Raw genomic sequence first — 25,190 nt, 5'->3', positions numbered from 1 at the left:
GATCGCGGCGTTATCGCCTGCTGATGGGGGGACCATAGCGACGCAATACCACGGGTCAAACAATTTGTGACGCCTTTCAGTTTTTGAATGACTTGTCGGACTTGCGTGTGCTTTATGCTTCCCAGCAGGAGGTGTCATGAGCGGCGCGATCGACAAAACCTTGGGTATTCTGGAATTTCTGGCCGAGCATCCGGAGGGGTCGTTGCTGGTCGATATCGCGACGCGCCTCAACCAATCGCGCAGCGGCTGCCACAGGACGCTGATGGAACTGGTGGCCTATGGCTTTGTGCGGCAGACCCAGCGCGGCGAATATCGCCTGACCACAAAGCTGCCGGCCATGGGGGTCGGATGGTTCAGCAAATCGGGCATCATCGACATCGCCCAACCGGGGCTGCAGCGGCTGGCGGCCGTTTCCGGCGAACTGGTGCGTCTCGCGATCGTCGATGGCGAGCGGCTGACCCTTGTGGCAAAGGCGCAGGGGGCCAATTCCGGCCTGCTTTACGATCCAGACATGGGCATCGATCTCAAGCTGTCGTGCAGCGCTGCCGGACACGCGCTGCTGATGACGCTTTCGGACGAGATGGCCGTTCAGGTCGCCAGCCGGCAGGGCTTGGGAAACCCCCGCGATTTCGGACCCAATGCCCCCACGACGATCGCCAGGCTTCTGGAATTTCTGGCCGAGCATCGCCGCCGTGGCTATGCACTGATCCGCGATGTCTATGCGCCGGGCATGAGTTCCATGGCCGTGCCGGTGCAGCGACGCGGCGATGCGCCTACCGCGGCAATTGTGATCGCGGGCCCTTCGCTGCGATTTACCGACGAAAAAATGCAGCAGTGCAGCGGCGCGCTGATCGGCACCTGCAACGAATTGGCCCTGATCGGCAGCGCTTCTCCGCTGCTGGAAGCCCATCAGGGCGGCACCTGGGGGAACCGGGGATAGCCGGCTTTGCGCGGCATCGATCAGCCTCCTGCGCGTGTCAAGCCGCGGACACCCGCATTTTGCCCTTGAATGTACGAAATAGTTAGTTCAGCATTATCGGGTGGCAGGGAGGCGCCTCATTGCGGACGTAACAGCCTGAGGCCACACAATAAGGACCACAGAACGAGGAGATATTCTGTGACTTTTCAAGGTGCTAAGATTTTGAGAACGCCGGCCATTAGCCGGCTGGCCCTGGCCATGGCGACAACGCTGGCCGTCAGCAGCGCCCAGGCGCAGGTGGTCAACCCCATCGAGCCGATCAAAACCAATTCAGGCCTCGTGGCCGGTCAGGTCCTCGAGCCCGGCGTCAAAGCCTGGCTGGGCATTCCCTTCGCCAAACCACCGACACAGGACCTGCGCTGGCAACCACCGCAGCCCATTTCCTGGGACGGCACCTGGAACGCGGACAGGCTCGGGCCTGAATGCATCCAGGACCTGCGTCCGCACAACATCAACCACTATTTTGCCGAAGAGCCGACCTCGGAAAACTGCCTCTACATGAATGTCTGGGCGCCGGAAGACGCCACCGCAACCTCCAAGCTGCCGGTCGTGGTGTTTATCTATGGCGGCGGCGGCACAGTCGGATCGAGCGGCATCGATACCTATGCCGGCCAGGAAATCGCCAAGAAAGACGCCATCTTCGTCAATTTCAACTATCGCGTCGGCATTCTGGGCTTCATGGCGCATCCGGAACTGAGCGCCGAGCAGGATGGTCATTCCGGCAATTACGCCTATCTTGACCAGAACGCTGCGCTCAAATGGATCAACGAGAACATCGAGCAGTTCGGCGGCGATCCGGAGCGCGTCGTGATCATGGGGCAATCGGCAGGCGCGCGCGCCGTGACCGAGCAGATCTATAGCCCGCTATCGGCAGGCCTGTTCAGCGGCGCCGTCATGTCTTCGGGCTGCACCTGGGACATCGCTGGCACCTCGCTCGAAGACGGAGAAAAGACCGGCCTCGAAGTGCAGGCGGCACTCGGCGTCGATAGCCTCGAAGCCATGCGCTACGTTCCGGCCGACAAGATCCTTGCCATCCAGAACGAAACCCAGCTCGGCGTCAGCCGCTCCGGCATCCGGACCAGCGGGGTCATCGATGGCTATTTCATGCCAAAGAGCCAGGCCGAAATCCAGCAGGCGGGCGAAATGAACGATGTGCCGATCATCGCCCATTTCAACCGCGACGAAGCCAGCACGCCATTCTCGGCGGCCAAGACGGTCGCAGAATACGAGGCGCTGGCGAGCGAACTCTATGGCGAGAACGCCGAGGCGTTCCTGGCAACCTTCCCCGTCGCCAGCGACGACGAGGTTGCCGACCAGACGACGGCGATCGCCCTCGCCAATCGCCACGCCAAGAATGCAGTGGGCTGCGCGGCGATCCAGAGCGAGGTCAACGAGTCTCCCGCTTTCATCAGCATGTTCAGCCGCAAGCACACCTTTGGCGACTTCGACTATGCCGATATCGACGAGGCCACTGTGGGCGCATACCACACGGCCGACATTCCGTTCTGGTTCGGCACGCTGGAGGCCTTCAACAAGTTCCACAACGGCCGCAACTGGAGCGACGACGACCGCGCCTTGTCCAACGACATGATGGACAGCCTGATCGCCTTCGCCAGCACCGGAAACCCGGCAACGGAAGCAGTGGCCTGGGAGCCATGGTCGGCCGAAAACCAGATGATGATGGAATTTGCCGACAGCGCCGAACTGGTGTCGGTCAACCCTGAAGGCATCGACTGGCTCGCCGCCAACCCCATCCCAGCCGCCCCCGCCGTCCCCGCCCCGAGCCGCATAGAAGGCGTCGGCCCCCGCGACTAACGCACACCGGGGCCGGTTCCCGCCGGCCCCATCGTGCTGTTGCTCAATGCGAGGGCGATTCATGAGCCTGGCCGACCCGTTGATCGTCATGAACGGCGGCCGCTTCGAGCAGATCGGGTCGCGGTCCGAACTTTATCGCAATCCGGCCTCGACCTTTGTCGCCGGCTTGATGGGGCCCCTGCCATGAACCTCCTCCCGGCCATGGTCCAAGCGGGCGGTGCGGTGACGCTGGACGGCAATGCCGCGGTCGCAGCATTAGCCATTCCGCGCTGCCGGAGGGCACGGCGCTCACCATCGGCATTCGTCCTGAAAACATCAGCCTTTCCACCGTGGCCAAGGTCTGCTGGCAACAGTTGACCTAGTGGAAGAGCTCGGCGGCTCCCACGTTGCCCATTGCACTTGCGAAGACCGTGAACTTGCAGTCGTGCTTCCGCCAGGTGACGAGGAGATCGAAGGCGCCTCCGTATGGCTGAAGCTCCCCGTTCAAGCACTCCAGAGCTCGGACCCCATCAAGGACATCCGCCTTAAACACCAACTCTTTGGAGCCCAGAAGGACGCAGCGCATTCAAGACCCTCCCTCCAGAGCTTGTGACGACGTTTCACAACGGTTGGCCAAGAGATCGACCGGCCCTATGACGCTTTGCAAGAAATCCGTTACACTGGGCCGTCTCGGCCTGATCAAAGGAGATCAAAGTGCGCTTATTGACCAAACTTGCCACGGCAACACTTGCCCTCGCGCTAACCACCAGCCTCGCCAGCGCTCAGGTGGTGGTATCGTCCAAGATCGACACCGAAGGCGGCCTTTTGGGCAACATCATCTCGCAGGTGTTGCAGGCCAACGATGTTCCCGTCACAGAAAAAATCCAGCTCGGCGCCAGCCCGATCGTGCGCGAAGCGATCGTTTCCGGGCAGATCGATATTTACCCCGAATATACCGGAAACGGTGCCTTCCTCTTCAACAAGGCCGAGGACCCGCTTTGGAACGACGCGGCAAAGGCCTATGAAGAAGTGGCCAAGCTCGATCTTGAAGCCAACAACATCGTCTGGCTCAAGCCCGCGCCCGCCAACAACACCTGGGCTGTGGCTCTGCGTCAGGACCTGGCGGAGCCAAATGGCCTTGTGACCTTTTCCGACTTCGGCAAGTATGTCGCCGATGGCGGCGCCGTGAAGCTTGCCGCATCGTCCGAGTTCGTGAGCTCGGCCGCAGCGCTCCCCAAGTTCCAGGAAGTCTACGGCTTCACCCTCTCCCCCGACCAACTGGTCACTCTGGCCGGCGGCGACACTGCGGCCACGATCGCCGCGGCGGCGCAGCAGACCGATGGCGTCAACGCGGCCATGGTCTATGGCACCGATGGCGCCATCGCTGCCTCGGAACTCGTCGTGCTTGAAGACGACAAGGGTGTGCAGCCCGTCTACGAACCCTCTCCGATCGTGCGCGGCGAAGTGCTCGAGCAATATCCGCAGATCAAGGACCTGCTGGAGCCGGTTTTTGCCAAGCTCGACCTCGCCACCCTACAGGAGCTAAACGGCCGTATCCAGGTCAATGGCGAACCCGCACAGGCTGTTGCCATCGATTGGCTGCAGACCAACGGCTTCCTCGACTAACTCTGCCGGGGCGGCGCCCACCAGCCGCCCCGCCTTCCGGCACCACCGGGCCGTTCTTGGAACACGTATACGGCCAATATAGGCAGGATCGATGAGCACCTACTCGCCAGCCCAGCGCCGCCGCATCCTTTTTGCCGCCATAACCGCGTCGTCGATGGGCTTCATCGATGGTTCCGTCATTTCCATCGTAACCGCCGCAATTCGCGCAACCCTGGACGCCAGCCTTGCCGACGTGCAGTGGGTATCCAACGCCTATCTGCTAACGCTGTCATCGCTGCTCCTGCTTGGCGGGGCCGCAGGCGACCGCTTCGGTCTCCGCAACGTCTTTGCCGCGGGCATTGTGCTGTTCGTTATCGCCTCGATGGCCTCCGCTTTCGCGGCCAGTCCGGCGATGCTGATCGCTGCTCGTGCCGTCCAGGGCCTGGGCGCTGCCTTCATGGTGCCGGGCAGCCTTGCCATCATTGCCGAGGCCTACCCCAAGGAGGAACGCGGCGGCGCCATAGGCACCTGGGCGGCTGCCTCTTCACTCACCACTTTGCTTGGGCCGGTGCTTGGCGGCGCGCTGCTGACCTGGTTCGGCGACAACAGCTGGCGCTGGGTCTTTGCCATCAACTTGCCTTTGGGCGCCATCGCCCTGGCACTGCTTTTCGGAACGCCCAGCTCCACCAAAAAGGAGCGCAAGCCGCTCGACATTGTTGGTGCGCTCCTTGCAACGCCCATGCTGTTTCTGCTGTCCTGGGCCTTTATCGACAGCTCCGGCTGGTTCTGGGCCTATCTTGGCGCTGGCCTCGTCGTCCTCTTGCTCTTCCTTTGGTGGGAACAGCGGGCAAGCGCACCGATGCTGCCGCTCGCCTTGTTCGCCGACCCACGCTTTTCCGGCGCACAAGCCGTGACATTCCTTATCTATTTCGCTTTGTCAGCCGTGCTGTTCTACCTGCCCATGGTGATGATCGCAGGCTGGTTCGTTTCGCCGGCGGAGGTCGCATTATCCATGCTTCCCTTCGGCATCGTCCTCACCATTCTTTCCCCGCTCGCCGGCAAGCTCACCGACCGGCTTGGCCCCGGGCCGGTTATTGCGGCGGGCGGCTTCCTGGTCACTTTGGCCATCGTCGCTCTTGGCCTGACCGCGCCGCTTCATCAGGTGTGGTTCGCCGTTGTGCCAATCTTGACCCTTTTCGGCATCGGCATGAGCGGGGTGGCGGGACCCATCTCTACCGCCGTCATGGGCGCAGTGTCGGAAGGCGAAACTGGAACGGCATCGGCCATCAACAACGCCGTCGCCCGCGTCGCTGGCCTCATCGCCATTGCGTCCATGGGCGGGCTCGCCGTTTTCGTCTTCACTCTCGGCGGATCGGATGCGACCGGCTTCGGTGTCGTGCCGGAAGACGCAACCTCCGGCGCTCTCGAAGCCATGCGTGTTGCAGCCACCGATCGTTCCTTCGCGGCAGTCTGTTTTGCAACCTCCGCGCTTGCCCTGCTCGGGAGCATCCTCAGCTGGCTGCTGCTGGAACGGCGGCCTCCCGCCGTTCCACGATCAGGTGCAAAATCCGAGGCTGACGCTACGCCGTAAGACTGATGCTCGTCCGATCCTTGCGCAAAAGCAACGCGCGGGCTCCAGGCACCGTGGCGAGTATCGCCCCTGCCTCCTCTTCGCCGGCCACGAAAATCGCGGTAGCCAAGGCATCGGCATCGGTCGCCCGTGGTGCCGTGACCACGACCTCGTGCAACAGGTGCGAGCTCATGCCTGTGCGCGGATCAAAGATATGGTGGTGCTGGCCACTTGCATCGAAGACCGTGCCGTAGCCGCCCGAAGTGGCCGAGGACTCATTGACGAGGTCGAGCGTCCGGATCACGGCACCAGTCTCGTCCTTGAGCCCGACGCGCCAGGGCCGCCCATCTGGATGGCTGCCAAGGACGCGGGTTTCTCCCAATTCCAGCACCACATGGTCGAAGCCCTCGTTGCGAAGGAGATCACCTACAACGTCCGTGATATAACCCTGCGCGATGCCATTGAGCGTCACGGCCATCCCGGGCGAAGCGAAACGCGCGCCATTGTTCGAAAGATCGATCTTGCGATAGTCCACCAGCTGCCGCGCCGCTTCGGTGAGCCGCGCAGGTGGCCCGGCCGCATTGGCCGGCGCTTGCGCAAAGTAGCGCTCGTTTAGCGTCCAGAGCGGCTGCACGCTGGGGTCGAACGCGCCCTTGCTCACCTCGGCGAATGCCTGGGCGGACCCCAGAACGGCAAGCATGTCGCGGCTCGCCTTCGGCAGAACGCCATCGCGGTTCAGCTGTGAGATCTCGCTGTCGGGCCGATGGAGGCTGAAGACGCGTTCAAGCCTCCCGATTTCAGATGCCATGCGCGCAAACGTGCGCTGAGCATGGCCGGCATTAGCATGCCAGAGCTGCATGGACGCCTCGGCGCCCAAGGCTTCCCCCTGCCATTGATGCAGCACCGGTTGCGGACCGAAAATGCGGTAGCCTGCGACGCCGATCGGCAAAGCGGCCGACGCGGCAAGGATGCGCAGGACGCGGCGGCGGGACAAGGATGGAGGAGCCTTGGTCATCGCAACGCTCCTCAGCTCGCAGCCGTCGCAGGCGGCGTCGCGCCATTGATCGTCATCACCAGCGGCTTGTGCTTGCTGGCGGCGCGCTCGCGCTTCTTGCGGGCTTGGGCAAGTGGCGGGCAGCGGTGATCGTCGTAATACTCCACCTGGCAATCCAGGCACTGGAAGCATTCCGCCATGATGATCTTGCCATCGCGCTCGATGGCCTTGACCGGGCATGAACGTTCACAGAGGTGGCAGCCACCCGTCCCACATTCCGGCCTGCGCTTGAGGAAAGTGAAAAGGTGCAGCCGGTCGCCAAGCGCCAGCACCCCGCCCAGCGGGCAAAGGAAGCGGCAAAAGAAGCGCTCGGTGAAAAGTCCGATGGTCAACAGCAGCAGCGCATAGGCAACATAGGGGGCCGGCCGGGTGAAGACCGACGTGATCGCGGTCTTGAACGGCTCGACCTCTTCTGCGCTAGCCAAAGCCTCGGGTGCGATGAAGGCCGTTCCCACAATGATCGCGGCCAAACCGTATTTGGGCAGCCACATCAGCCGCTGCTGCTTTTCGGAAGGGTTCCACACCGGCAACCGCAAGAAGCGCGCGATTTTGGACGTCAGTTCCTGCAGCGCACCAAACGGGCAAAGCCAGCCGCAGAACACGCCCCGTCCGATCAGGATTAGCGACAAAACGACATAGATCGCGATCACTACGATCAGAGGTTCGGCTAGATAATAGCCGAGATCGGCACCGTCGAACGGAGCCTTGATGTAGTTGACCACATGGACGATCGACAGCTGCCCACCGGCGATCCAGCCGAGCCAGATCAGCGTAAAGGCAAGAAATGCTGGCCGCAGCCAGCGATGCAGCTGCCGGTGCCGGGCCAGCTGATCCTGGAACACGAAGATCAGCGTCAGGACGGTAAGCGCCGTGCCAAGGATGCTCAGCTCCAGCCAGGAAGCGCGCCAGGCTTCCACCCACGGTGGCGGCGGCTCGACCGGCGGCAACAGCACGGCTTCAGCCGGGACCTGGTATTGGACCGGGAACTCAACCGTATGCAGCGCACCAGCTGCGTCGGCCGCATGCACCATCAGACGCACCTCGAAAGGGGCAAACGGATCAAAGCCCGAGCTCAGCGGTATGGTGAAAAGTCCAGCATCGCGCACGCGCGGTCCGCCGGCACGCTGGATAGACTGGCCCGCAAACTGGAAGTCTTTTTCAAAGAGATCAAGGTTGAGGTCGCCCTGAACCAGACGCATCCGGTCGAACCGATTGCCGGCTTCGGCCGATCGATACTGCGTGCCCAGGAAGTTGTAGTAGCCACCCGACATAACCGCGAGCATCACGACATCATCAGGAGCGGTTTCGACGAGTTTGCCGAAATCCGTGTCGCGGATGACATTGCGGCCGATCAACGCCGGAGTGGCGAGCGCAACAACGAGCTGGGTGTAGCGCTCGTCATCCGAACGCGCCCTGTCGAGCGGCACGTCCATTTCGGCCGGCTCGACCCCCGCTTTGGCAAAGGCTGCTCGAACGTCGCCAAAGGTGACGAGCTCCTCCGAAACTGCGCCCATTTCGAGCAACTCGTCCCAGCCATGGAAGGAGAAATCGAGGCGGTTGAGCGTCGGCTCGGTCACCGGCGGAAGAGGGTCATTGGCACGCATTATGACACGACCAGCATCGAGGATACCGGCACGCATGTTGCGGGCGGAGATCGTCGTGCCCTGCACGAAATCAGGGGTGTGCGGCGCCGGTTCCGTGGCCCCCACTCCGTAGCCGATATGGTCGTCGAGGAACTCGGCCAGCCTTTCCACGCGTTGCGGGAAGCCCATGAGGTAAGGATCATGAAAATCGATGACCTTCGCGCCCGTCAGCTTGCCCTCCATGTCCATGCCGACAATGGCATCGAAGGGGACGGGCGAGTAGCTGCGTGCACGCACCACGTCGAGCGTGGAAAAGAGGTACCCAAGCTGCACATCGCCCTGGAACACGCGAACAAAGCGGGGCGTGCCGTCTGAAGGTTCAAACCGGTCGGCCCCGGGAAACAGGGCTTCGATGATCCTGGGCGTGGCGCGCCCCTCAAGCAGCCGCGGCGTCTGCGCAAAGGCGACCGAAACACCTGCAACGAAAACTAGGAAGGCAAGCAACAAGGCAGCGCAGTTGTTGGCACGGGAACGGGCTGTGCCCCTGCCCCACGCGCCAGCAAGGGGCCGAGAGTTCAGAATATACATGTTGCCTCCTCAGCAACTTGTGTCCTCGCGGAGCCAGGACTCGACCAGCCAAAGCAGCCTCCCCGCTGCTGGCTGGTCGCAATAGTGTCTGGACCGTCAGTCTTCCGGCCCGTCCCCAAGGGTGTCGAGCCATTGCATCGCGTCATCGCCCGGCGCGCCTTCCGGCAGGGTACCGCCGTCGGCTGCCGCCGCGACGCGTGTCGCAATCTCGCGTTCACGCCAGACCACGTCGTTTCTGACATCGACTACCGCCAGGGGCTGCCGCAATTGGTGATCCCAGGGGCGGAACGACACGCCGGGCCCTTTGAGCACATCGAACGTGGTCTGAGGATCTTCGAGATAGGCGACCATTGCGTCGGCGTCGGTAGACCCCGCCGCGATCGCCGCTTCAAGGATGATCTTGATCGCGTGGAACGATGCCCATGCGGTCGGATCGGCCGGTTCCGAGAAGCGCGCCTGCACCTGAAGGTTGAAATCATCGGCACCGAATTCAGTGCGCGTCGTTTCCCAGAGCGCCACGTGGCGTTTGGGGCTGAGAACGCTGAGGCGCCCGCGCGAGGCAGCAACGAAGTCACGCGTTTGAGTGATGGTGTGCGGGAAGGTCAGGATCGGTGTCGTGATCCCCTCCTCTTCCATCTGCACCGTGAGCGTGAAAAAGTCCTGATAGTTGATCAGGACAACGATAACATCCGCATCGACCGCGGCCATGTCCTCGATCTCGGCGAAATAAACCGGACTTGCCGCCGGCAGTTCCACCGTTTCGACGATGGTGCAACCAGCCTTCTGCGCAGCCAATTCAGCACGCTGGCTGAGGGCCACGCCGCGGTCGCTGTTGTCGGAAACGACAAGCCAGCGCTTGTGTCCCTGCTGCACCGCCAACTGCGCCAATGCATCAAGATACATGGCGTCGCTGGCTTCGATGTGGAAAAGGTACGGGCTAGAAGCGTCGCGCCGGAATGCGTCGGAGGTTTCCCCCACATTGAAGAAGGGGATCTTGGCGCGGGCAGCGATCTCCGCCAGGGCTTCGGCCTGGCCTTCACCTACGCCGCCAACCAGCGCATGCACCTTCTCCACTTCCACCAGGCGCTCGCCGGCGCGAACCGCAGCCTCGACCGTGGGAGCGTTGGCAAGAAGCACATGGAGCGATGAGCCTGCCTCTTCGGCCCGCGTACCCAATTGCGTATCGGCAAGCTGCACGCCGATACGGCCCGCGGTGCCGATGAAGTCATTGACCGAAGCGTGGATAAACGAAGCGCCGGTCCTGACTGGGAAAACCGTGCCGATGCGGATATCAGCAGGAGCCGCTGCCACGGCACTGCCCGGACGGACAAGACTGGCGCCGATCACTGCCGAAGCACCCGCAAGGAAAAACCGCCGAGTGATAATGGTCATGGTTGCTGTTCCTCAATGGAGACCGACGGCCGCGGCAGAGGCAAGGTCGGAACATTGTATTCTTCGAGAACGGCATAGATGTCGTCCCACCGCCGCGCCAGCGCGTCGTCCAGGAGATCGCGCAATTCCTCGTCACCGGGGCGAAGCGCGATGACGATTGAGTGGTACATGGGTGTGAAGGGAATATCGAATTCGGGTACTGGCACCACTGTAAGCGGCGGATCTTGCTGCGCGGCGTAATAGCCGGCAACCGGCCCCCACGGCACGGCGACATCGGTATCGCCACGGGCGACGGAGGCGATCAGATCGGCAAAGCGGTCCGAGGAATTGGTACCGGCCGCCTGCGCGCTTGTGGTGATGTGATCGAGCAAGCCGCGGCGCGAAAGCGCCAGATGCGAACTTGTGCCTTCAACGGTCGTCGCAAGCCGCAGATCCTTGAGGATGGGGTCGTCATAGGTGGCAATCTCGTAGTCTTCGTCGGCCCGGTACACGAAGGCATAAGGACTGCGATAGTAGGCGATCGTCGAGATCACGCCATTGCCGCCATCGGGACCGCCGATGACGATATCGCAATTGCCTTCCCGCAGTTGCTGGGGAATGACGGTCGTCGTCAACGTCCACCACTGATAGGTCAGCTCGGCGCCGATATCCTCGGCGAGGATCTCTATGATCTTGTTCTCGTAGCCCTCAGACTCGCGATTGGTCTGCGGCATGCCTGCGGGATCGGCGCAGGCGCGCAACTCCCAAGCCATCGAGGGTTGGGCGGCAATCCAGAAACTGGAGGAGACTGCGGTGGCAAGGGCAAAGGTTGCAGCGCTGCGGGCCGCTTTCGGCCAGTCATCGCGCCGGAAAAACTGTTTCATCTGAAATCCTGAGTTGTGGCCACTCAATGGGCCCGACGAACCGCCTGGGGGCGCAACCTTGTGGCGCGTCGGCGAAGCTGTCGTCTGGACGGTCTGACGAAAACGCCCGGCAAGCGTGAAGCGCGCCGGGCGGATTGCTTGTGAAGCGAGCGGCCTGTCCGGCCGCCAGCTATTTAGTCCTGGTCGAGCTTGAAGACATAAAGAGTGCTGCCTTCACGCTGGTAGCGATTGACCGCATCGGCGTCGGCGTCTGCAGCCACAGCCACGAGGCCGGGACGGGCAGAGGCAACGAAGGCGATGCGCTGGCCGCCATCGGGAGCAAGGAAGGTCACCGGCGAGGCCGAAGCCTGAGTGCCCGTGCGGAATTCCCAAGCCGTTTCGCCATTCTCGGCGTTGATGGCGCGGAACACACCCTTGTCGTCACCACCCACAAAGAGCAGGCCGCCAGCGGTCGCCAGGATCGGATCCTGGGTCGGCTGCACGTAGTCCACGCTCCACACCGTCTTGCCGGTAACCGGGTCGTTGGCCTGCAGCTGGTTCTTGACGTCGGTCTCGTTGCCTTCCTTGTCCAGCCAGAACTTTTCGCCTGCCCATTCGAACAGGATGTACGTTTCGGTAGCCGGGTAGGAATAGGTACCCTCGGTCACGCGCATCGAGCGGCAGCCGAACTGGACACTGGTATAGAGCAGGCCAGTCTGGGGCGAGTAGGCGTCGTTTTCCCAGTTACGGGCAGCAATGGTCGGGCAGACCGTCGCTTCGGTACCGGACGGACCATCAACTTCGTCTTCGCCGTAGAGTTCGGCTTCTTCGGTGTTGATGTTGATCTGCGCGTCGGTCAGAGCACCGGCTTCGGTGTACTTCAGGCGATCTTCGGGATTGGTGAACAGCAGCGTGTCGACATTGTAGGTCGGGCTGCCGGTCTTCTTGTCGAAGCCGGTGAAGATGTTCTGGTAGGCAAACGGCCAGGGGTCGTTGAGAACTTCGCCGGTAGCACGGTCGATGACGTAGAAGTAGCCATTACGCGCAGCGCGGATAATGGTCTTCTTCATCTCGCCGTTCATTTCGATATCGGCAAGCACCGGAGCGCCCGGCTCGTCAAGGTCCCACTGATCCTGCGGCGACAGGTTGAGGGCCCAGGCCAGTTCGCCGGTCTTGACGTCGCGTGCCAGCATCGAAGCGCAGTAATTGCTGCGATAGGACTGGACAACACCATCTTCATTGAGGTCGATTTCGCCCCACGGACGGCGATAGTCAGGGTTCCACGGACCACAGTTGCCGGTGGCATAGTAGAAGAGCTTCAGGTCGGGGTCATAGGTGAAGTAACCCCAGGTGGAGCCACCACCATTGCGCCAGCTGTCTTCCAGCCAGGAGGACTCAGCCGGGTTTTCCACCTTGTCGAAATCATAGAAGGGCTTGAAGCGGTCGGTAATGCCGACTTCTTCGTTCGGGCCGGTGCTGTAGAAGCGCCATGCGCGTTCGCCGGTATCGATGTTGTAGGCGGTCACATAGCCACGAACACCATATTCACCGCCGGCCATGCCGGTGATGTAGAGGTCGTCGACGATCAGGCCGTTGCCAACCATGGTCTCGGCATTGTCGATGTCGGTGTTCTGAACGTCCCAGACCAGCTCGCCGCTTTCCGCATCGAGCGCATAGATGTGACCACCCAGCGACTGGAAGAACAGCTTGCCATCGGCATAGTTGGCGCCGCGCGTCTGCGCGCCGCAGCATGCGACCGGCACAACCTGCTCAAGGTTGGATGCGTCGGCGCGAAATTCCCACTTGATCGCGCCCTGCTCGTTGAGGTCGATCGCGTAAACGCGGTTCGGCTTGGGGGTGACCACAAACATCGTGTCGCCAACCACCAGCGGCGGCGCCTGCGCTTCGTCGGCGACGCCGAGCTGGAACGTCCATTCCACCTGGAGATCGTCGACATTGTCGAGATTGATCTCGTCGAGCTGACTGAAATTTTGGCCATTATAGGTGATGTTGGGCATCACGTTATTGGCAGGATCGGCCGAGAGCGTCAGAACGTCCTCGTTAGCCAATGCCGCCGTAGTGCCCATCAATGCTACTACTGCCAAGGACGCCCATGTCAGGCCCCCTGATTTCTTGAAAGTCATAAAGTCCTCCCCGTAAAGGATGCTGTCAGACCCGGCGACGTCTCGGATTGTTTTGCTAAGATCCGGCTCAACGGCGGCGCAAATGTGTCTGGCCAGTGAGCTTTGCAGAAGCTCCAAGCATATGCAAGTGCCGGTTTGATCACTGTAGTAAACATTAAGTCGGTGTTGAGTTTGGCGCCTAAGCGAGCCTAATTCGCCGTGGTTCCTGCAAGATCAAACATGCCGGCCGTGGGAGATTGTTGACTTCGCCGCTGGCCGGGAGCAGTGATAAGAGAATTCTGCAACCCACAAAGCTGGGTGTAAGTTATTGCCGTATATAATGAGGAGGAAGGCATGAAAAAGTTAGCTTCTGGGCTCTCGGCCGCGATTTTGGCCTGTGCGCTGGTGGGGGGAACCGCCTATGCGCAGGACGCAACGTATCAGAATGACGATGCGTCGCTTCAGGCTCTGATCGAAATGGGCGGCCCCGTCTATAATGACAATTGTGCTGCCTGCCACGGCGCCAATGGTGAAGGCGGCGCCGGTCCTTCCCTGATCGGTTCGGCTGTGGTTAAGAGCCGCTCGGCCCTCAGCTTCCAGATCCTTTACGGCGCAACCGACCACGGCATGCCGCCCTTCGCACCGGTCTTGACGGACGAAGAGATCGCCGCAGTTGCTACCTATGTGCGCAATTCCTGGACCAACGAAGCGGGCATCCTCCTGCCCCGCTCGGTCGAGCTGCGCCGTGCGGTCCCGCCGGAAGAACAAGAAGGCGCCACTGCCAACTAAGGCTGCCAACGCACCTTGGAAGTCACAATCAGGAGTAGTCGCGAAAGCGGCTACTCTTTTTGTTTGCTCGTTCGGTCTAAGCCGCTATGGCGCGCAGCGGACTTGTGCAACCGGCATCAGCAAGATGCGTTTGCTCTCCAGGAGTCATTCAGACGCCATTTGGAGAACGATCATGAAGCAGATTTCCGCCCTTGCTGTTTGTGCAGTTCTTGCCCTGCCGCTGCACGCTTTCGCTCAGGAAGCCGCAACACCGGCAACCACGACCGAAGCCACCGGCGCCCAAAGCACGTCCGCGGCCACCGGAGAGGTCGATTGGGAAAAGTTCGAGGAAGAACTGCAGACCTTTGCGTCCTCAGACATCAACTTCAGCGCTGAGTCGACCATCGAGATCGTGCCGCTTTCCACCATGGAAGAGGACGCCCTCGACAATCGTGACGAATATACTGTCGGCATTCCCTCCGACGCTGGCGATATTGGCGCCGTTCGCGAATTGCTCGCCAGCAACAGCGTCGTTGTTGGCGCCATCGAAGATGCCGATTTCACCGTCGATGACGTGATGGACCTCTGGATCAACCAGGAAGGCACCGTGACGATCTTCGTCGACGATACCGACTCGGGCGAACAGGCAAACCCCGCCTAACCCAAGTTTGACGACGATCCACCCTCAGGCGGCGCCACCCGGTGCCGCCTTTTTGCGTCGCCGCGGACCCGCAGTGCGCAGGGCATGCTTGATCTCGCGGGCCGCAATCGCCGAGGCGGCAATTGGCAAGGCAACAGTCAGCCCGATATCGAGCTGCAGCGGCAATTGCTCATAGTCGAGCAGCACATAGCGCAGAAGGTCGAGCTGGTAACTGACAGGATTGCAGTAGACCAGAATCTGTAACCACTCCGGCAATTGCACGATCCAGCCGCTGCCAAAGGCATTGATGCCGGCGCGCCGCAATTCTTCGCGCAGCGTTGCCGGCACATCGAGAAAGCCGACGCCGCCGATGATGCCCTTGAGCGGAAAGATCGAGCCGGAAAGGAAATAAAGCGGCTGAATCAGCCCGTTGGAAATGCTGCCAAAGCCCTCGAATGTCTTGAGCCGCGTTGCCACCACGACGCCAAGTGCCGTCATGAACATGCCCATCATGAACATGACCGCCCAGGCGCCCAGCACCGAGCCGATCGTCAGGTCGACTCCGATGATAGGCGCCAGCAGCAACGGAATCGAGCCTTGAAACACCGAGATCGTCGCGCCGCCAAAGAGCTTGCCAAGCGCAACCGAGAGACTGGGAGACGGAGAAACCAGCACATCGCGCAAAAGGCCCACTTCCCGGTCCCAGACCAATGCGATCGCACATTGCAGTGAAGCAAAAAGGACGTTGAGCGTGATGACGCCGGGAAGGATGTACTGGGCATAGGAATAGCCCTCGATCTCGCGAAGCGCGGCGCCGATTCCGTAGCCAAGGATGACGAGCCACAGGATCGTGCGGGAAACGGCACCGAAAATCTGCGACCGATCGCGAAAAAACCGCGTGACCTCGCGCCTCCACAGCACCCAGATCACATCAGGGGCAATACCCGCCCATGACCGAACGCCTGAAACCGCGCTCATCGTGTCAATTCCCCACCGCGCTTGCTGAAGCTCAGCAATTGATCGCGCCCCGAAGCGCCCTGGTCGCGCAAGCTCCGGCCGGTCAGCGCCAGGAAGGCGTCTTCAAGCGTCGCCCCAACGCCTGGCGTATGGGCCTCGATCAGGGCCGCCGGCGTGTCCAGCGCCACGAGCTTACCATTGTCGACGATGGCCACGCGATCACATGCATTGGCCTCGTTGAGGTTGTGCGTCGTCATCAGAACGGTCACGCCTTCATCGCGAATAGAAGCGATCCGGTCCCAAAGGTGACGACGTCCTTGCGGATCGAGCCCGATGGTTGGTTCATCCAGAAACAGCACGCGCGGGCGGTGCATCAGCGCCCGCGCCAGTTCCAGGCGCCGCTTCATACCTCCGGAAAATGTGCGGACCAGACGCTTGTCCACGTCTTCAAGCTCGGCCCAGGCCAGTGCGCGATTGACGGCCTCCGCCCGCTCCTGCCGGGCAATGCCATAGAGCACGGCATGGATATGGAGGTTTTCCCCCGCCGTCATCCGCTCGTCGAGCGCTGTGTCCTGAAACACCATGCCGAGAAGCTTGCGCACCTCGCCCTGCTGCGTGGCCACGTTGAAACCCAGCACTTTGGCGGTGCCGCCAGACGGCTCTGTCACCGTTGTCAGCATATGCATCAGTGTCGATTTGCCAGCGCCATTGGGCCCCAGTACGGCAAAGAATTCCCCCTGCCGTACCGAAAAGCTGATGTCGTTGACCGCTGACACGGTGCCATAGCTGCGCCGAAGCTCGATCGCTTCGATCGCCGGCACCGCAGCATTTGTGGGTTCAGCCGCCAAGGACGCTCCTTACCTGGCCAAGGGCCTCGGTCAGCTCCGTGCAACTGTCAGCGGCAGAGCCAGGTTCCACCGCTTCGTCTTCGGCTTCATCATCCTGGGCATCGGCACTGACATCTGCCTCGTCGCCTTCGGCTTCCTCGTCGTCGTCCTCGACCTGAACCATGCTGCCGAACAAGCTTTGCACCCGCTCATGAAGCTCGGGATCAAAGAGATTGGTCAGTTCCCCAAGATGATCGGCGTAGTGGCCCTGCACCGCATAGATCGTTTCGTCTGCAACAGCATCGTTGCCGGCGGCATAGGCCTGACAGGCTGGACCGGTGAGGCTCGCCAGATGGGTTGCAAGGCTCGCCTGGTCACGGCCGGGATAAAGATCGGCATCGACCATGGTCTCGATAATGCCAACCAGGCGCTGAGCCGGAGCCTCAGCCTCTTCCGGATTGCCGGTGAACTGTTCCGGTGGCTCGGCGCTTGGATAAAGCGTCCCGATGAACGCCAGCATCTCGTCGCCGTCGGCCTTGGGCGCGGTGTCCGCGTCAGCTGAAATCTCGTCCCAAAGCACGTTGGCCCGCGCCAGTGCCGCCCAGCCAAGCGAAAAGGCATAGGGCTCTTCCCCCGCCTCTTCATAGCCCTCGGCGACGCCAGGCTCGCCAAGCAGGAGGTCGGCAAGAACTGCGGCCTTGAACGCCGGCGTCGCTTGCACGTCGGGGGCGATCACCGTCGCATAGGCATCGGCCAGGAGGGTTCTGGCCTCATCGATATCGGCCTTCGCATCGGAGCCCGATTGAACAGTTGGAACCACAGCCTCGAAAGCTGCATCGAGCTCCTCGGCCAGTTCGGCATTCGCCGTCGCAAGGGTTCCGCCGAAACGCGCAAAGTCACCTTCGAGCCCTTCGATCTGCTCGATGAACTCGTCGTCGGTTTCACCTTGCAGCGCTTCAGCAATGTCGAGCCGCAGGCCAGCCAGCTCGAAAGCTCGCGCTTGGCTCTGTTGCACGGTGCCGTCGATAAACGGTTTGTTCTGGTACTGCGCCAGCACAGGAGAAGCGATGAGAGCTATGCTGCTGATGGCACCAAGAAGAGCCGTATTGAAGAGGGAGCACTTCATTCGGGCGCCCTCCCCACCTGCACGGAGTGGGCGCCGCGGCCCACGGCAATATTGTCGATCACACAAAGACAGTCGGTGTCGATCACCGACACGCTGTCGGAAAGACCGTTCGCCGTATAAACGCGCGTACCCGCCTGGTTGATCGTGATGCCCCAGGGGCGCCGGCCCATCTGTTCGCGGATCGTGTCAGTCACGGTGTTGGTGGCCGTGTCGATCACATAAACCGCACTCGTGCCGCCACCGGCGACGAAAAGGCGTGCGCCATCGGGGGAGACGGCAATTTCCACCGGCCGGGAATCTAGACCAAGATCGATCGTGTCGATCACCGTATGGGTGCTCGTATCGATCACGCTAACGGAGCCACCGATTTCCGCGGTGACATAGGCTCTGGTTCCGTCGGGCGAGAACTCGACGACGCGCGGCCGGTTACCAACGATGATATGCTTGAGCGCCTTGCCCGCTTCCCGGTCGATCACGGTGACCGTGTGCGTTGCCTCGGCTGTCACATAAACCCACTTGGCATCGGGGCTGATAGCGACGCCTTCGGCTTCGACCCCGACGCGAACGGTTGCGATCTGCCTGCCGGTTTCGACGTTGTAGCCAGCGCCTTGGGCGGTCGCCTCTAGCGATGCCCAGATTTGCGTGCCATCGGGCGTGATATCGAGCCGCTCCGGATTGCCGCCGGCGCGGAATTCTTTCAGGACCTCATTGGTGGAAACGTCGATGGCCACAATCTTGTCTTCGCTGGCTTCCAGCGTCGGATTGAAGTCGCTCACCGAGATATAGATGATGCGGCCATCCGGGCTCACATTCATGCCGCGGGGCCGCACCTCGCCGGGACGTTCCGAAATCGGGATGGTTGCGATCAGTTCATCCGTGGCACTGTCGATAACCGAAATATCAGCATTATATTCATTCGCCACATAGATGCGCTCGTTCTCCTCCTGGGAAAGCGCAGGCATTGTCGTGAACGCAGCCAAGAGGGCGAGAGCGGAAACCGTTCTCCCCAGGCTCCAAATCGATCTGTTGCTGATCATTGATCCTCCTCAAATGTTCTTGCGTCAAAAAATCACTGGCATGTGCTGCGATCAGCCAGGTCCCCCAGCTGGTCGAGCCGCTCGAGCGGGTCGGTGCCCGGCATGTAGATGGCTGGCAACTCACCCACCAGGAATGCCGAGCTAAAAGCGTCTTCGGCCGCGCTGTTGATCTCGACGAGATAAACCGGTTGCCTGAGCTGGCGATCCCACGGGCGGAAACTGGTGCCGATCCCTTTCCAGACGTCAAAGACGCTGGACGGATCGTTGAGATAGGCGACAACGGAGGCGACATCGCTGCCGCCGCTAAAGAATGCCGCCTCATAGATAAGCTTGATGGCCTGGTAGGCAGCCCAGGCACTCGGCTCCATCGGCTCGCCGGTCAGATCGCGAAAACGCGCATTGAGCTCGCGCGCGCCATAGGCATCAAGCGTCGCTTCCCATGCAGTGGCGCGGAAGTTCGATCCCAGCTTTTCCGTCGCGCCCTCGAGTGCCGCAAAGAACTGCCGGGTTTGTGTCTCCGCATAGGGAAAGCCAGCCACATTGGCTTCCAGCCCCGCAGCGCTCAGCGCCGAAACCGCAGCAAGCTGGTCATTGGCACCGGTAAGAAGAAGCACAAGATCCGCATTGCTGTCACGAATTTGTGCAATGGTGTCTTCGGAAAGTCCCGCGCCGGGCGCCACCACGGCACTGCCGACTTCCTCGGCGCCAAAAAAGCGCTGATCCAGCGTCCACAACATCCGCTCATGCTGCGACGCGCTTTCCGCATCGTCTGCCTGAACCACATACCAGCGCCGGAACCCAGCGCGGACATACCATCCGGCCATCGCGTCCAGATACATCGCCGCACTGGGCGCAACGTGGAACGTGCTCGGTCCACAAAGCTCGTTCCGGAGCGTGTCGCTCTCCGCCCCGACATTGATGAAGGGCACCCCTGCCCCGCCCGCCCATTGGCTGAGTGCGGTCGCTTCGGCCGTGCCATATCCGCCAATCACGGCAAGCACATGGTCTTCGGCGACCAACTGGTCTGCAGCGGCAACAACGTCATCGGAGCGGATCGTCGTGACGGCGAACTCGGTGCCGAACATCTCGGCATTGAAGCTGAATTCTTCCTCAGCCATCGCAATGCCTGCAGCAGCAGCTTCGATGACGGCCGTTTGCAGCGGGTCTGCTATGGTTTGGGGAAGAATGACGCCGATGCGCACGGCTTGCTGGGCTGGTTCCTGGCTTGCCACCGGCATTGCCAAAGCCCACATGGCGACCGGCAAGACGCAGGCGTGCCACCTTGCGCTGATCATGAAACCTCCCACGCGCTGCAACTGGTTGAGCAGCGTCAAATTTTTTGTTGCCCGATACTCTCCGCTATGGCGGCGGCGGTCAACTCGTAATCCACTGTGGGAAAATGGAGGGCGATCGATCGACCGCCCCGCCAGGATTGCTCTTAGTCGAGTGACACGAAAGCCAACGCATTGTTGGGATTCATCGGCACGATGATCTGGTTTTCGGTCGGGTCGTAGCAGATCGAGGCCGCGCTCGGGATGCCCGAAGCGATGATCTCCGCCTCTTCACCGGGTGCTATGCGCGAAATGCTGCCGAAGCGGACGCTACTCACATATTTCGTGCCGTCTTCAAGGATGACGAGCCCGTCATTGCCGCTCTCGACAGCATTCTCGGTGTTGAGCAACTCGCCCTCAGGGCTAAAGGTCAGCACTTCGTTATTGCCGATATTGACCACGACGACGTTTCCGTCACCGTCGATCGCAACACCGTTGGGCGCCATCAGCGGACCGCCCTCGACGAGAACCGAAGCCTCGCCTTCCGGCGTGATCTTGTAGAGGCGCTGCGGATCGCGGGTATTGGTGACGTAGACCGTACCGTCATCGGTCGCTGCGATACCGTTGAGGAGGTTAGCTTCAGGGATCTGAACTTCCCCCGATGGCTCGCCGGTCGCAAGATCAAACATGCGCACCGTGTCCATGTCAGCCGCATAAAGCGTGCCATTGCCGATCGCGCTGCCCAAGGGATGGTTGAGTGTCAGGCCATCGCGCGTAGCGCCGATCCATTTTGCCGTGTGCACCGTCCCGTCGGGATTGATCAAGGAAACGAAACCGTCGTTCTCGATCGCGTCCTGCGGCGCTCCGGCATTCATGGCCAGGATCAGTCCCCGATCGGGATCAAAGGTGCAGCTCTCGGTGAAGTTGAAGCTGCCGAAAACCCTGACATTGTCGCTAGGGGTTTGAACCTCGCCCGCTTCATTGGTCGCGGACAGCGGCTCGCCCGCCGCAAATGGCTTTGGCGCCTCAGCCTCGGCTGCCGGAGCCGCTGCCTGCTGTGCCATTGCCGACGCGGTCAACAGCGCAAAGGCGCCCGCCGCAACACCAATCTTCAGAACGCTCATCGCTTCCTCCTGCTTGTATGTGAGCTCACACTAGTGGCAATGCCGTGTCCAACCAACCCGCAATCGCCCTCCGGACCTTAGACTTTCGGGCTGGTGCCGATAAGATTATCTGCAGCACCAAAGATTTGCGGCCCAACGCACGACAAAACGGGCGCCCGCTTTAGCGGACGCCCGTGTGCTAACGCCGCAGCGTCAGATCAGTTCGCTTCGGCGGCAACCACGATGCCGGGTGAGTAGACCACCGTGCGGTTGCTAAGATCGACGAAATAGGCGCGATCATTGGTGTAAAAATAACCGTACTTGTCGTCGCCTTCGATCACGTGGAGTTCGACCTCCTCCGGCACGGCATAGCCGACGTCGAGATCACCCTGGATCACCACGGGCTCGGTGGGGTTAAGACGCACATAGTCGACCGAGGTCGCCTCCACGCCACCCGCAGCACCGATCGCAGCGCCGGTAAAGCCACCGATTACCGCGCCGATCGGCCCGAACACCAGTCCGCCGACCACGGCGCCTGTTGCGCCACCAGCCGCGCCACCGGCAGCAGCGTTGGCGCTCGTATCACCCTTGATGATCTGACCATGTGCCGACGAGAGGCTCAGCAGCGTGACGGCTATAGCAGTTGCAATAGTGGTTTTCATTTTGTCCTCGCAAAGTTTGAAGCGATGACACAAAAACACTCATGGCGGATGTGAGTTCCGCGTGAATATTGACAAACTACAGTATTATCTTCGGATTACACGTGATGTAATGATCTTGTAAGCTTCATTACTAAAATCTATATTGGAACCTTGCTGCGGCCCGACAGTTGTCAAACAAACAGGAGAAGTTCCATGATCGCTTTGGCAGCAATGATCGGTGCAGCAGTCGTCTTTCTCGCAGGCGGCCTTTATCTTGCAATCTCGATGGGCCAGGAAGCCGCTCAGCAAAGCTCCGAGCCCCGCCTCAGCTAAGTGCGAGCGGCAAGCGAATTTCCACCAGCAATCCCCCGAGCGGCGCGACGGCATAGCCGATCGTGCCGCGATTGAGCTCCAGGATCTCCTTGGCGATCGCCAGGCCCAGCCCGGTTCCCGGCACGCTCTCGTCGTGCCGCAAGCCGCGGCTCCCCAGTTTTTGCATATGCTCAGGCTCGATCCCCGGCCCGTCATCGCCCACCGTGATCAGCGCCATCCCGTCCTGTTTTGAGCTCTGCACCGCCACCGTGGTGCGCGCCCATTTTGCCCCGTTTTCGAGCGTCACGCCGATTAGCTCCAGAAGATCCTGGCGATGAATATCGACATTGACCTCCTCGCCAAGCTCGGCCTTCCAGTGCAGCATCTCGCCGCGACCGGTCTTGCGAAGAACTGTCATGGTGCGCAGCACCGCCGTGTTGAGCGAGCTGCTCTCCCGGTGCTCCCGCGATCTTGACCGCAGCGCCGCCAGACGCATCTGATAGTCGACCCGGCTCGACATTTCTTGCGCCAGATCGTCGAGCACGACGGCATCGTCTTCATCCCCCCGGTCCCGCAGCCGCATGGCCACGCCATGCAAAGCGGCAAGCGGCGTCTTGAGCCCATGCGCCAGATCGGCAGCGCGCCGCCGTCCGCGCTCCGCCAGCGATTGCCGTTCCGCCAGAAGCGCATTGACCTCATCCACAAGCGGCTGGATTTCGCTCGGAAAGGCTCCCGTCAGCGCATCGACATCGCCGCGCCGCACCTCATCGACCGAGCTGCGCAGCCGGTCGAGCGGACGAAGCCCGAGCCGCAACTGCACCCAGGCAATGCCGAGAATGACCAGTCCCAAGAGGCTGAAGAGCCGCGCGATATCCCAGGCGAAACGCATCCCGGCCTCGTGGATCGGCTCGTGGTTCTCGCCCACCGTAACCTCGAAATGCCGGTTGCCCACCTCGATCGGCCGGCGGATCATGATCAGGTGCAGATTGCTATCATTGGAAAAGTGAAAGGTGCCCGTCTCGCTGACGGGTTCGCCACCCAGTTCCTGATCGAACAAGGAGCGCGAACGGGCAATGGCGCCGCTGTCGGTATCCTCAATCTGCCAATAGCGTCCGCCCAGCGGCGTGTCATAGCGCGGATCGGGCAGAGGTAAGCGGATCGAGGGTTGAGCGGCGGCCGGATCGATCAGCGCTACGATACGCGTCAACGCTGCTTCGAGGTCCCCCTGAACGCTCCGTTCCAGATTGGACACAAACAGCGCGTGCAGGATAAAGCCCGCAAATACCAGGGAAAAAACCACCATGGAAGCGGCAAGGCCCATCAAGCGCAGGCCAAGCGATTGCCGGTTCAATACGCGTCGCCCAAAGTATAGCCGAAGCCCCGCCGCGTCTTGACCACGTCATGCCCCAGCCGCTTGCGCAGCCGTGCCACCAGCACCTCGACCGCATTGGAATCGCGTTCGAAGTCCTGCCGGTAGATGTGCTCGGTGATTTCCAGCTGTGAAACCACGCGTCCCCTATTGTGCAGGAGGTAGGCGATCAATCGGTATTCCTGGGGCGTCAGGTCCATGGGGATGCCGTCGCTTGTCACCTGCATGGTGCGCATATCGAGCTCGTACTTGCCGAAAACGACCTTGGAACTGGCTATGCCGCTCGACCGCCGGATAAGCGCCCTCATACGGGCGACGATCTCGAGCGCATGGAACGGCTTGACCACATAGTCATCAGCGCCCGCTTCGATGCCCTCCACGCGCTCTTCCCATTGCCCACGGGCGGTCAGGATCAACACCGGCGTCTGCAATCCACCGCGCCGCCAGCGCTTCAACACAGTAAGGCCGTCCATCTGCGGAAGGCCCAGATCAAGGATGATGGCGTCGAAACTCTCGCTGTCGGCGCGAAACCAGACCGCCTCGCCATCGGATTCCCGATGCACTTCAAAGCCCGATCGGCTCAACGCGCTGTGCAGAACCTCGGCAATGCGGTCATCGTCTTCGCCAACCAATATCTTCAAGGTTCGCTACCAATAAAAATGCCCGATTGGGCGTAGTAGTATTCTGTGGTGACTTTGCCGCCCGGATTCAGCACTTTGATCGCATAGACCAGAAAGCCCCTGACGCGCAGCAACTGGGCGTCGATCATCTCGCCTCCCGTGCGGGATGAGATGTCCGGCACAAGGCTCCCGAGACTGATCGTCTGGCCTGAATTTGCAGCATCACGCGCCTGGTCTTGGGAATATTCAACTAAGGCGCCAGCGTTTCCGGCCCCACCGGCAGTCGGCGAAGCTGCGCCGGTGCCAGTGCCACCTGGAGCGTTTGTGGCACCTCCGCCAGACGGTACTGTCCCCGCATCAGGGCTTGGGCTGGGGCTCGCGGAATTACCGTTCCCATTGCCATTCCCGTTATTGCCGCCGTTCCCGTTCCCGGCATTGCCGTTCCCGTTACTGCCGCCATTGCCATTGCCGTTGCCGTTGTTCCCGTTCCCGCCGCCGGCATTTCCGGCATTGTCATTGTTGCCGCTATTGCCGTTGTTGCCACCAGCATTGTCATTGCCACCGCCGGCGTTTCCATTGCCGTTGCCGTTGCCCCCAGCATTCCCGTTCCCATTCCCTCCGCCGGTGTCGGACTGGCCATTGCCATTGCCGTTGTTCTCCGACTGGCCATTTCCATTCCCGTTGCCGTTGCCATTCCCATTCCCGTTCCCCTGGGCCCAGGCGGGAAGCATCGAAAGTGTCAGAAAAAGCGATATGACCAGGACCAAACGCATCGGCGCACCCTAACATTTCCAAGCTGACAAACGGCTTACGAGAAGACTCACGCCGCGGTCATGGCCACTGTGCAAGGGTCGACATCGGACGTCCACCCATGCTGGTCCGCGCCCCTCCGTTGAAGGCCGCGCCGCCTGCCGCGCGTCACGGCGCCAGTGCGGCCTTCAACGGTTTTTCTTCCCGAGCATATTGCCTGCACAGCCCCCACAAACGAG

At 61.3% G+C, this 25,190-nt stretch carries 22 protein-coding genes; 7 read left to right on the top strand and 15 right to left on the bottom strand.

The annotated features are described in order from the left end of the window. The first annotated feature begins 136 nt into the window (after nt 1–136). The 5 genes from JI748_RS03110 to JI748_RS03095 all read left to right on the top strand — a co-directional run bounded on the left by JI748_RS03110 (nt 137) and on the right by JI748_RS03095 (nt 5,969). Entirely contained in the window at nt 137–940 is an 804-nt protein-coding gene (locus tag JI748_RS03110; protein WP_201634983.1) for an IclR family transcriptional regulator, read from the top strand. Nucleotides 941–1,117: 177 nt separating this feature from the next. Beyond that, nucleotides 1,118–2,794, top strand: a complete 1,677-nt coding sequence (locus JI748_RS03105) for a carboxylesterase/lipase family protein (RefSeq protein WP_201634981.1) — start codon at nt 1,118–1,120, stop codon at nt 2,792–2,794. Between the two features lie 61 nt (nt 2,795–2,855). Beyond that, complete coding sequence (locus tag JI748_RS17365; protein ID WP_407644959.1) at nt 2,856–2,981, top strand: hypothetical protein; 126 nt, start codon at nt 2,856–2,858, stop codon at nt 2,979–2,981. Between the two features lie 506 nt (nt 2,982–3,487). Further along, the gene (osmF, locus tag JI748_RS03100; RefSeq protein WP_201634979.1) at nt 3,488–4,399 is read left to right on the top strand and encodes a glycine betaine ABC transporter substrate-binding protein OsmF; all 912 of its coding nucleotides are present in this window, start codon (nt 3,488–3,490) and stop codon (nt 4,397–4,399) included. A gap of 91 nt (nt 4,400–4,490) precedes the next feature. Then, nucleotides 4,491–5,969, top strand: a complete 1,479-nt coding sequence (locus JI748_RS03095; RefSeq protein ID WP_201634977.1) for an MFS transporter — start codon at nt 4,491–4,493, stop codon at nt 5,967–5,969. Here the strand turns inward: JI748_RS03095 and JI748_RS03090 are convergent. The 5 genes from JI748_RS03090 to JI748_RS03070 form a co-directional block, all read right to left on the bottom strand. Beyond that, a complete protein-coding gene (locus JI748_RS03090) occupies nt 5,959–6,963 on the bottom strand; it encodes an FAD:protein FMN transferase (protein ID WP_201634975.1) in 1,005 nt (334 codons plus the stop codon). The two genes, JI748_RS03095 and JI748_RS03090, sit on opposite strands and share 11 nt — an antisense overlap. A gap of 11 nt (nt 6,964–6,974) precedes the next feature. Further along, nucleotides 6,975–9,173 carry a 4Fe-4S binding protein gene (locus JI748_RS03085; RefSeq protein WP_201634973.1) on the bottom strand — a complete coding sequence of 733 codons (2,199 nt, stop codon included), beginning with the start codon at nt 9,171–9,173 and terminating at the stop codon, nt 6,975–6,977. 96 nt (nt 9,174–9,269) lie between these two features. Next, nucleotides 9,270–10,565: an ABC transporter substrate-binding protein gene (locus JI748_RS03080; RefSeq protein WP_201634971.1), complete on the bottom strand. Its 1,296-nt coding sequence runs from the start codon at nt 10,563–10,565 to the stop codon at nt 9,270–9,272. After that, nucleotides 10,562–11,428, bottom strand: a complete 867-nt coding sequence (locus JI748_RS03075; protein ID WP_201634969.1) for a transporter substrate-binding domain-containing protein — start codon at nt 11,426–11,428, stop codon at nt 10,562–10,564. The genes JI748_RS03080 and JI748_RS03075 overlap by 4 nt, the downstream gene beginning before the upstream one ends. 173 nt (nt 11,429–11,601) lie before the next feature. Continuing rightward, nucleotides 11,602–13,551 (bottom strand): outer membrane protein assembly factor BamB family protein, encoded by a 1,950-nt coding sequence (locus JI748_RS03070; protein ID WP_201634967.1) that lies wholly within the window; start codon nt 13,549–13,551, stop codon nt 11,602–11,604. A gap of 333 nt (nt 13,552–13,884) precedes the next feature. Between JI748_RS03070 and JI748_RS03065 the strand changes: the two genes are divergently transcribed. Further along, nucleotides 13,885–14,319 (top strand): c-type cytochrome, encoded by a 435-nt coding sequence (locus JI748_RS03065; RefSeq protein WP_201634965.1) that lies wholly within the window; start codon nt 13,885–13,887, stop codon nt 14,317–14,319. 172 nt (nt 14,320–14,491) lie between these two features. Beyond that, nucleotides 14,492–14,959 (top strand): hypothetical protein, encoded by a 468-nt coding sequence (locus JI748_RS03060; protein ID WP_201634963.1) that lies wholly within the window; start codon nt 14,492–14,494, stop codon nt 14,957–14,959. Nucleotides 14,960–14,983: 24 nt separating this feature from the next. Here the strand turns inward: JI748_RS03060 and JI748_RS03055 are convergent, their stop codons facing one another. The 10 genes from JI748_RS03055 to JI748_RS03010 form a co-directional block, all read right to left on the bottom strand. Further along, entirely contained in the window at nt 14,984–15,916 is a 933-nt protein-coding gene (locus JI748_RS03055; RefSeq protein ID WP_201634961.1) for an ABC transporter permease, read from the bottom strand. Next, nucleotides 15,913–16,743, bottom strand: coding sequence for an ABC transporter ATP-binding protein (locus JI748_RS03050; protein WP_201634959.1), 831 nt, complete (start codon nt 16,741–16,743; stop codon nt 15,913–15,915). Before JI748_RS03050 ends, JI748_RS03055 begins: the two co-directional genes overlap by 4 nt. Next, nucleotides 16,733–17,848 (bottom strand): hypothetical protein, encoded by a 1,116-nt coding sequence (locus JI748_RS03045; RefSeq protein WP_201634957.1) that lies wholly within the window; start codon nt 17,846–17,848, stop codon nt 16,733–16,735. The genes JI748_RS03050 and JI748_RS03045 overlap by 11 nt, the downstream gene beginning before the upstream one ends. Then, nucleotides 17,845–18,810, bottom strand: coding sequence for a beta-propeller fold lactonase family protein (locus tag JI748_RS03040; protein ID WP_201634955.1), 966 nt, complete (start codon nt 18,808–18,810; stop codon nt 17,845–17,847). Before JI748_RS03040 ends, JI748_RS03045 begins: the two co-directional genes overlap by 4 nt. A gap of 107 nt (nt 18,811–18,917) precedes the next feature. Further along, complete coding sequence (locus tag JI748_RS03035; protein WP_201634953.1) at nt 18,918–20,180, bottom strand: ABC transporter substrate-binding protein; 1,263 nt, start codon at nt 20,178–20,180, stop codon at nt 18,918–18,920. 143 nt (nt 20,181–20,323) lie between these two features. Beyond that, nucleotides 20,324–21,280: an SMP-30/gluconolactonase/LRE family protein gene (locus tag JI748_RS03030; RefSeq protein ID WP_201634951.1), complete on the bottom strand. Its 957-nt coding sequence runs from the start codon at nt 21,278–21,280 to the stop codon at nt 20,324–20,326. Between the two features lie 197 nt (nt 21,281–21,477). Then, entirely contained in the window at nt 21,478–21,921 is a 444-nt protein-coding gene (locus JI748_RS03025) for a DUF1236 domain-containing protein (RefSeq protein ID WP_201634949.1), read from the bottom strand. Between the two features lie 304 nt (nt 21,922–22,225). Continuing rightward, entirely contained in the window at nt 22,226–23,563 is a 1,338-nt protein-coding gene (locus tag JI748_RS03020; RefSeq protein WP_201634947.1) for a sensor histidine kinase, read from the bottom strand. Further along, complete coding sequence (locus JI748_RS03015) at nt 23,560–24,222, bottom strand: response regulator transcription factor (RefSeq protein WP_201634945.1); 663 nt, start codon at nt 24,220–24,222, stop codon at nt 23,560–23,562. Before JI748_RS03015 ends, JI748_RS03020 begins: the two co-directional genes overlap by 4 nt. Further along, a complete protein-coding gene (locus tag JI748_RS03010; protein WP_201634943.1) occupies nt 24,219–24,974 on the bottom strand; it encodes a PepSY domain-containing protein in 756 nt (251 codons plus the stop codon). Before JI748_RS03010 ends, JI748_RS03015 begins: the two co-directional genes overlap by 4 nt. Nucleotides 24,975–25,190: the final 216 nt, after the last annotated feature.

Origin of the sequence: Devosia rhizoryzae (genome assembly GCF_016698665.1) — a bacterium.
Lineage (GTDB): Bacteria > Pseudomonadota > Alphaproteobacteria > Rhizobiales > Devosiaceae > Devosia > Devosia rhizoryzae.
Note: the sequence above shows the minus strand (reverse complement) of the source record. Positions and strands in the feature narration are given on the sequence as shown.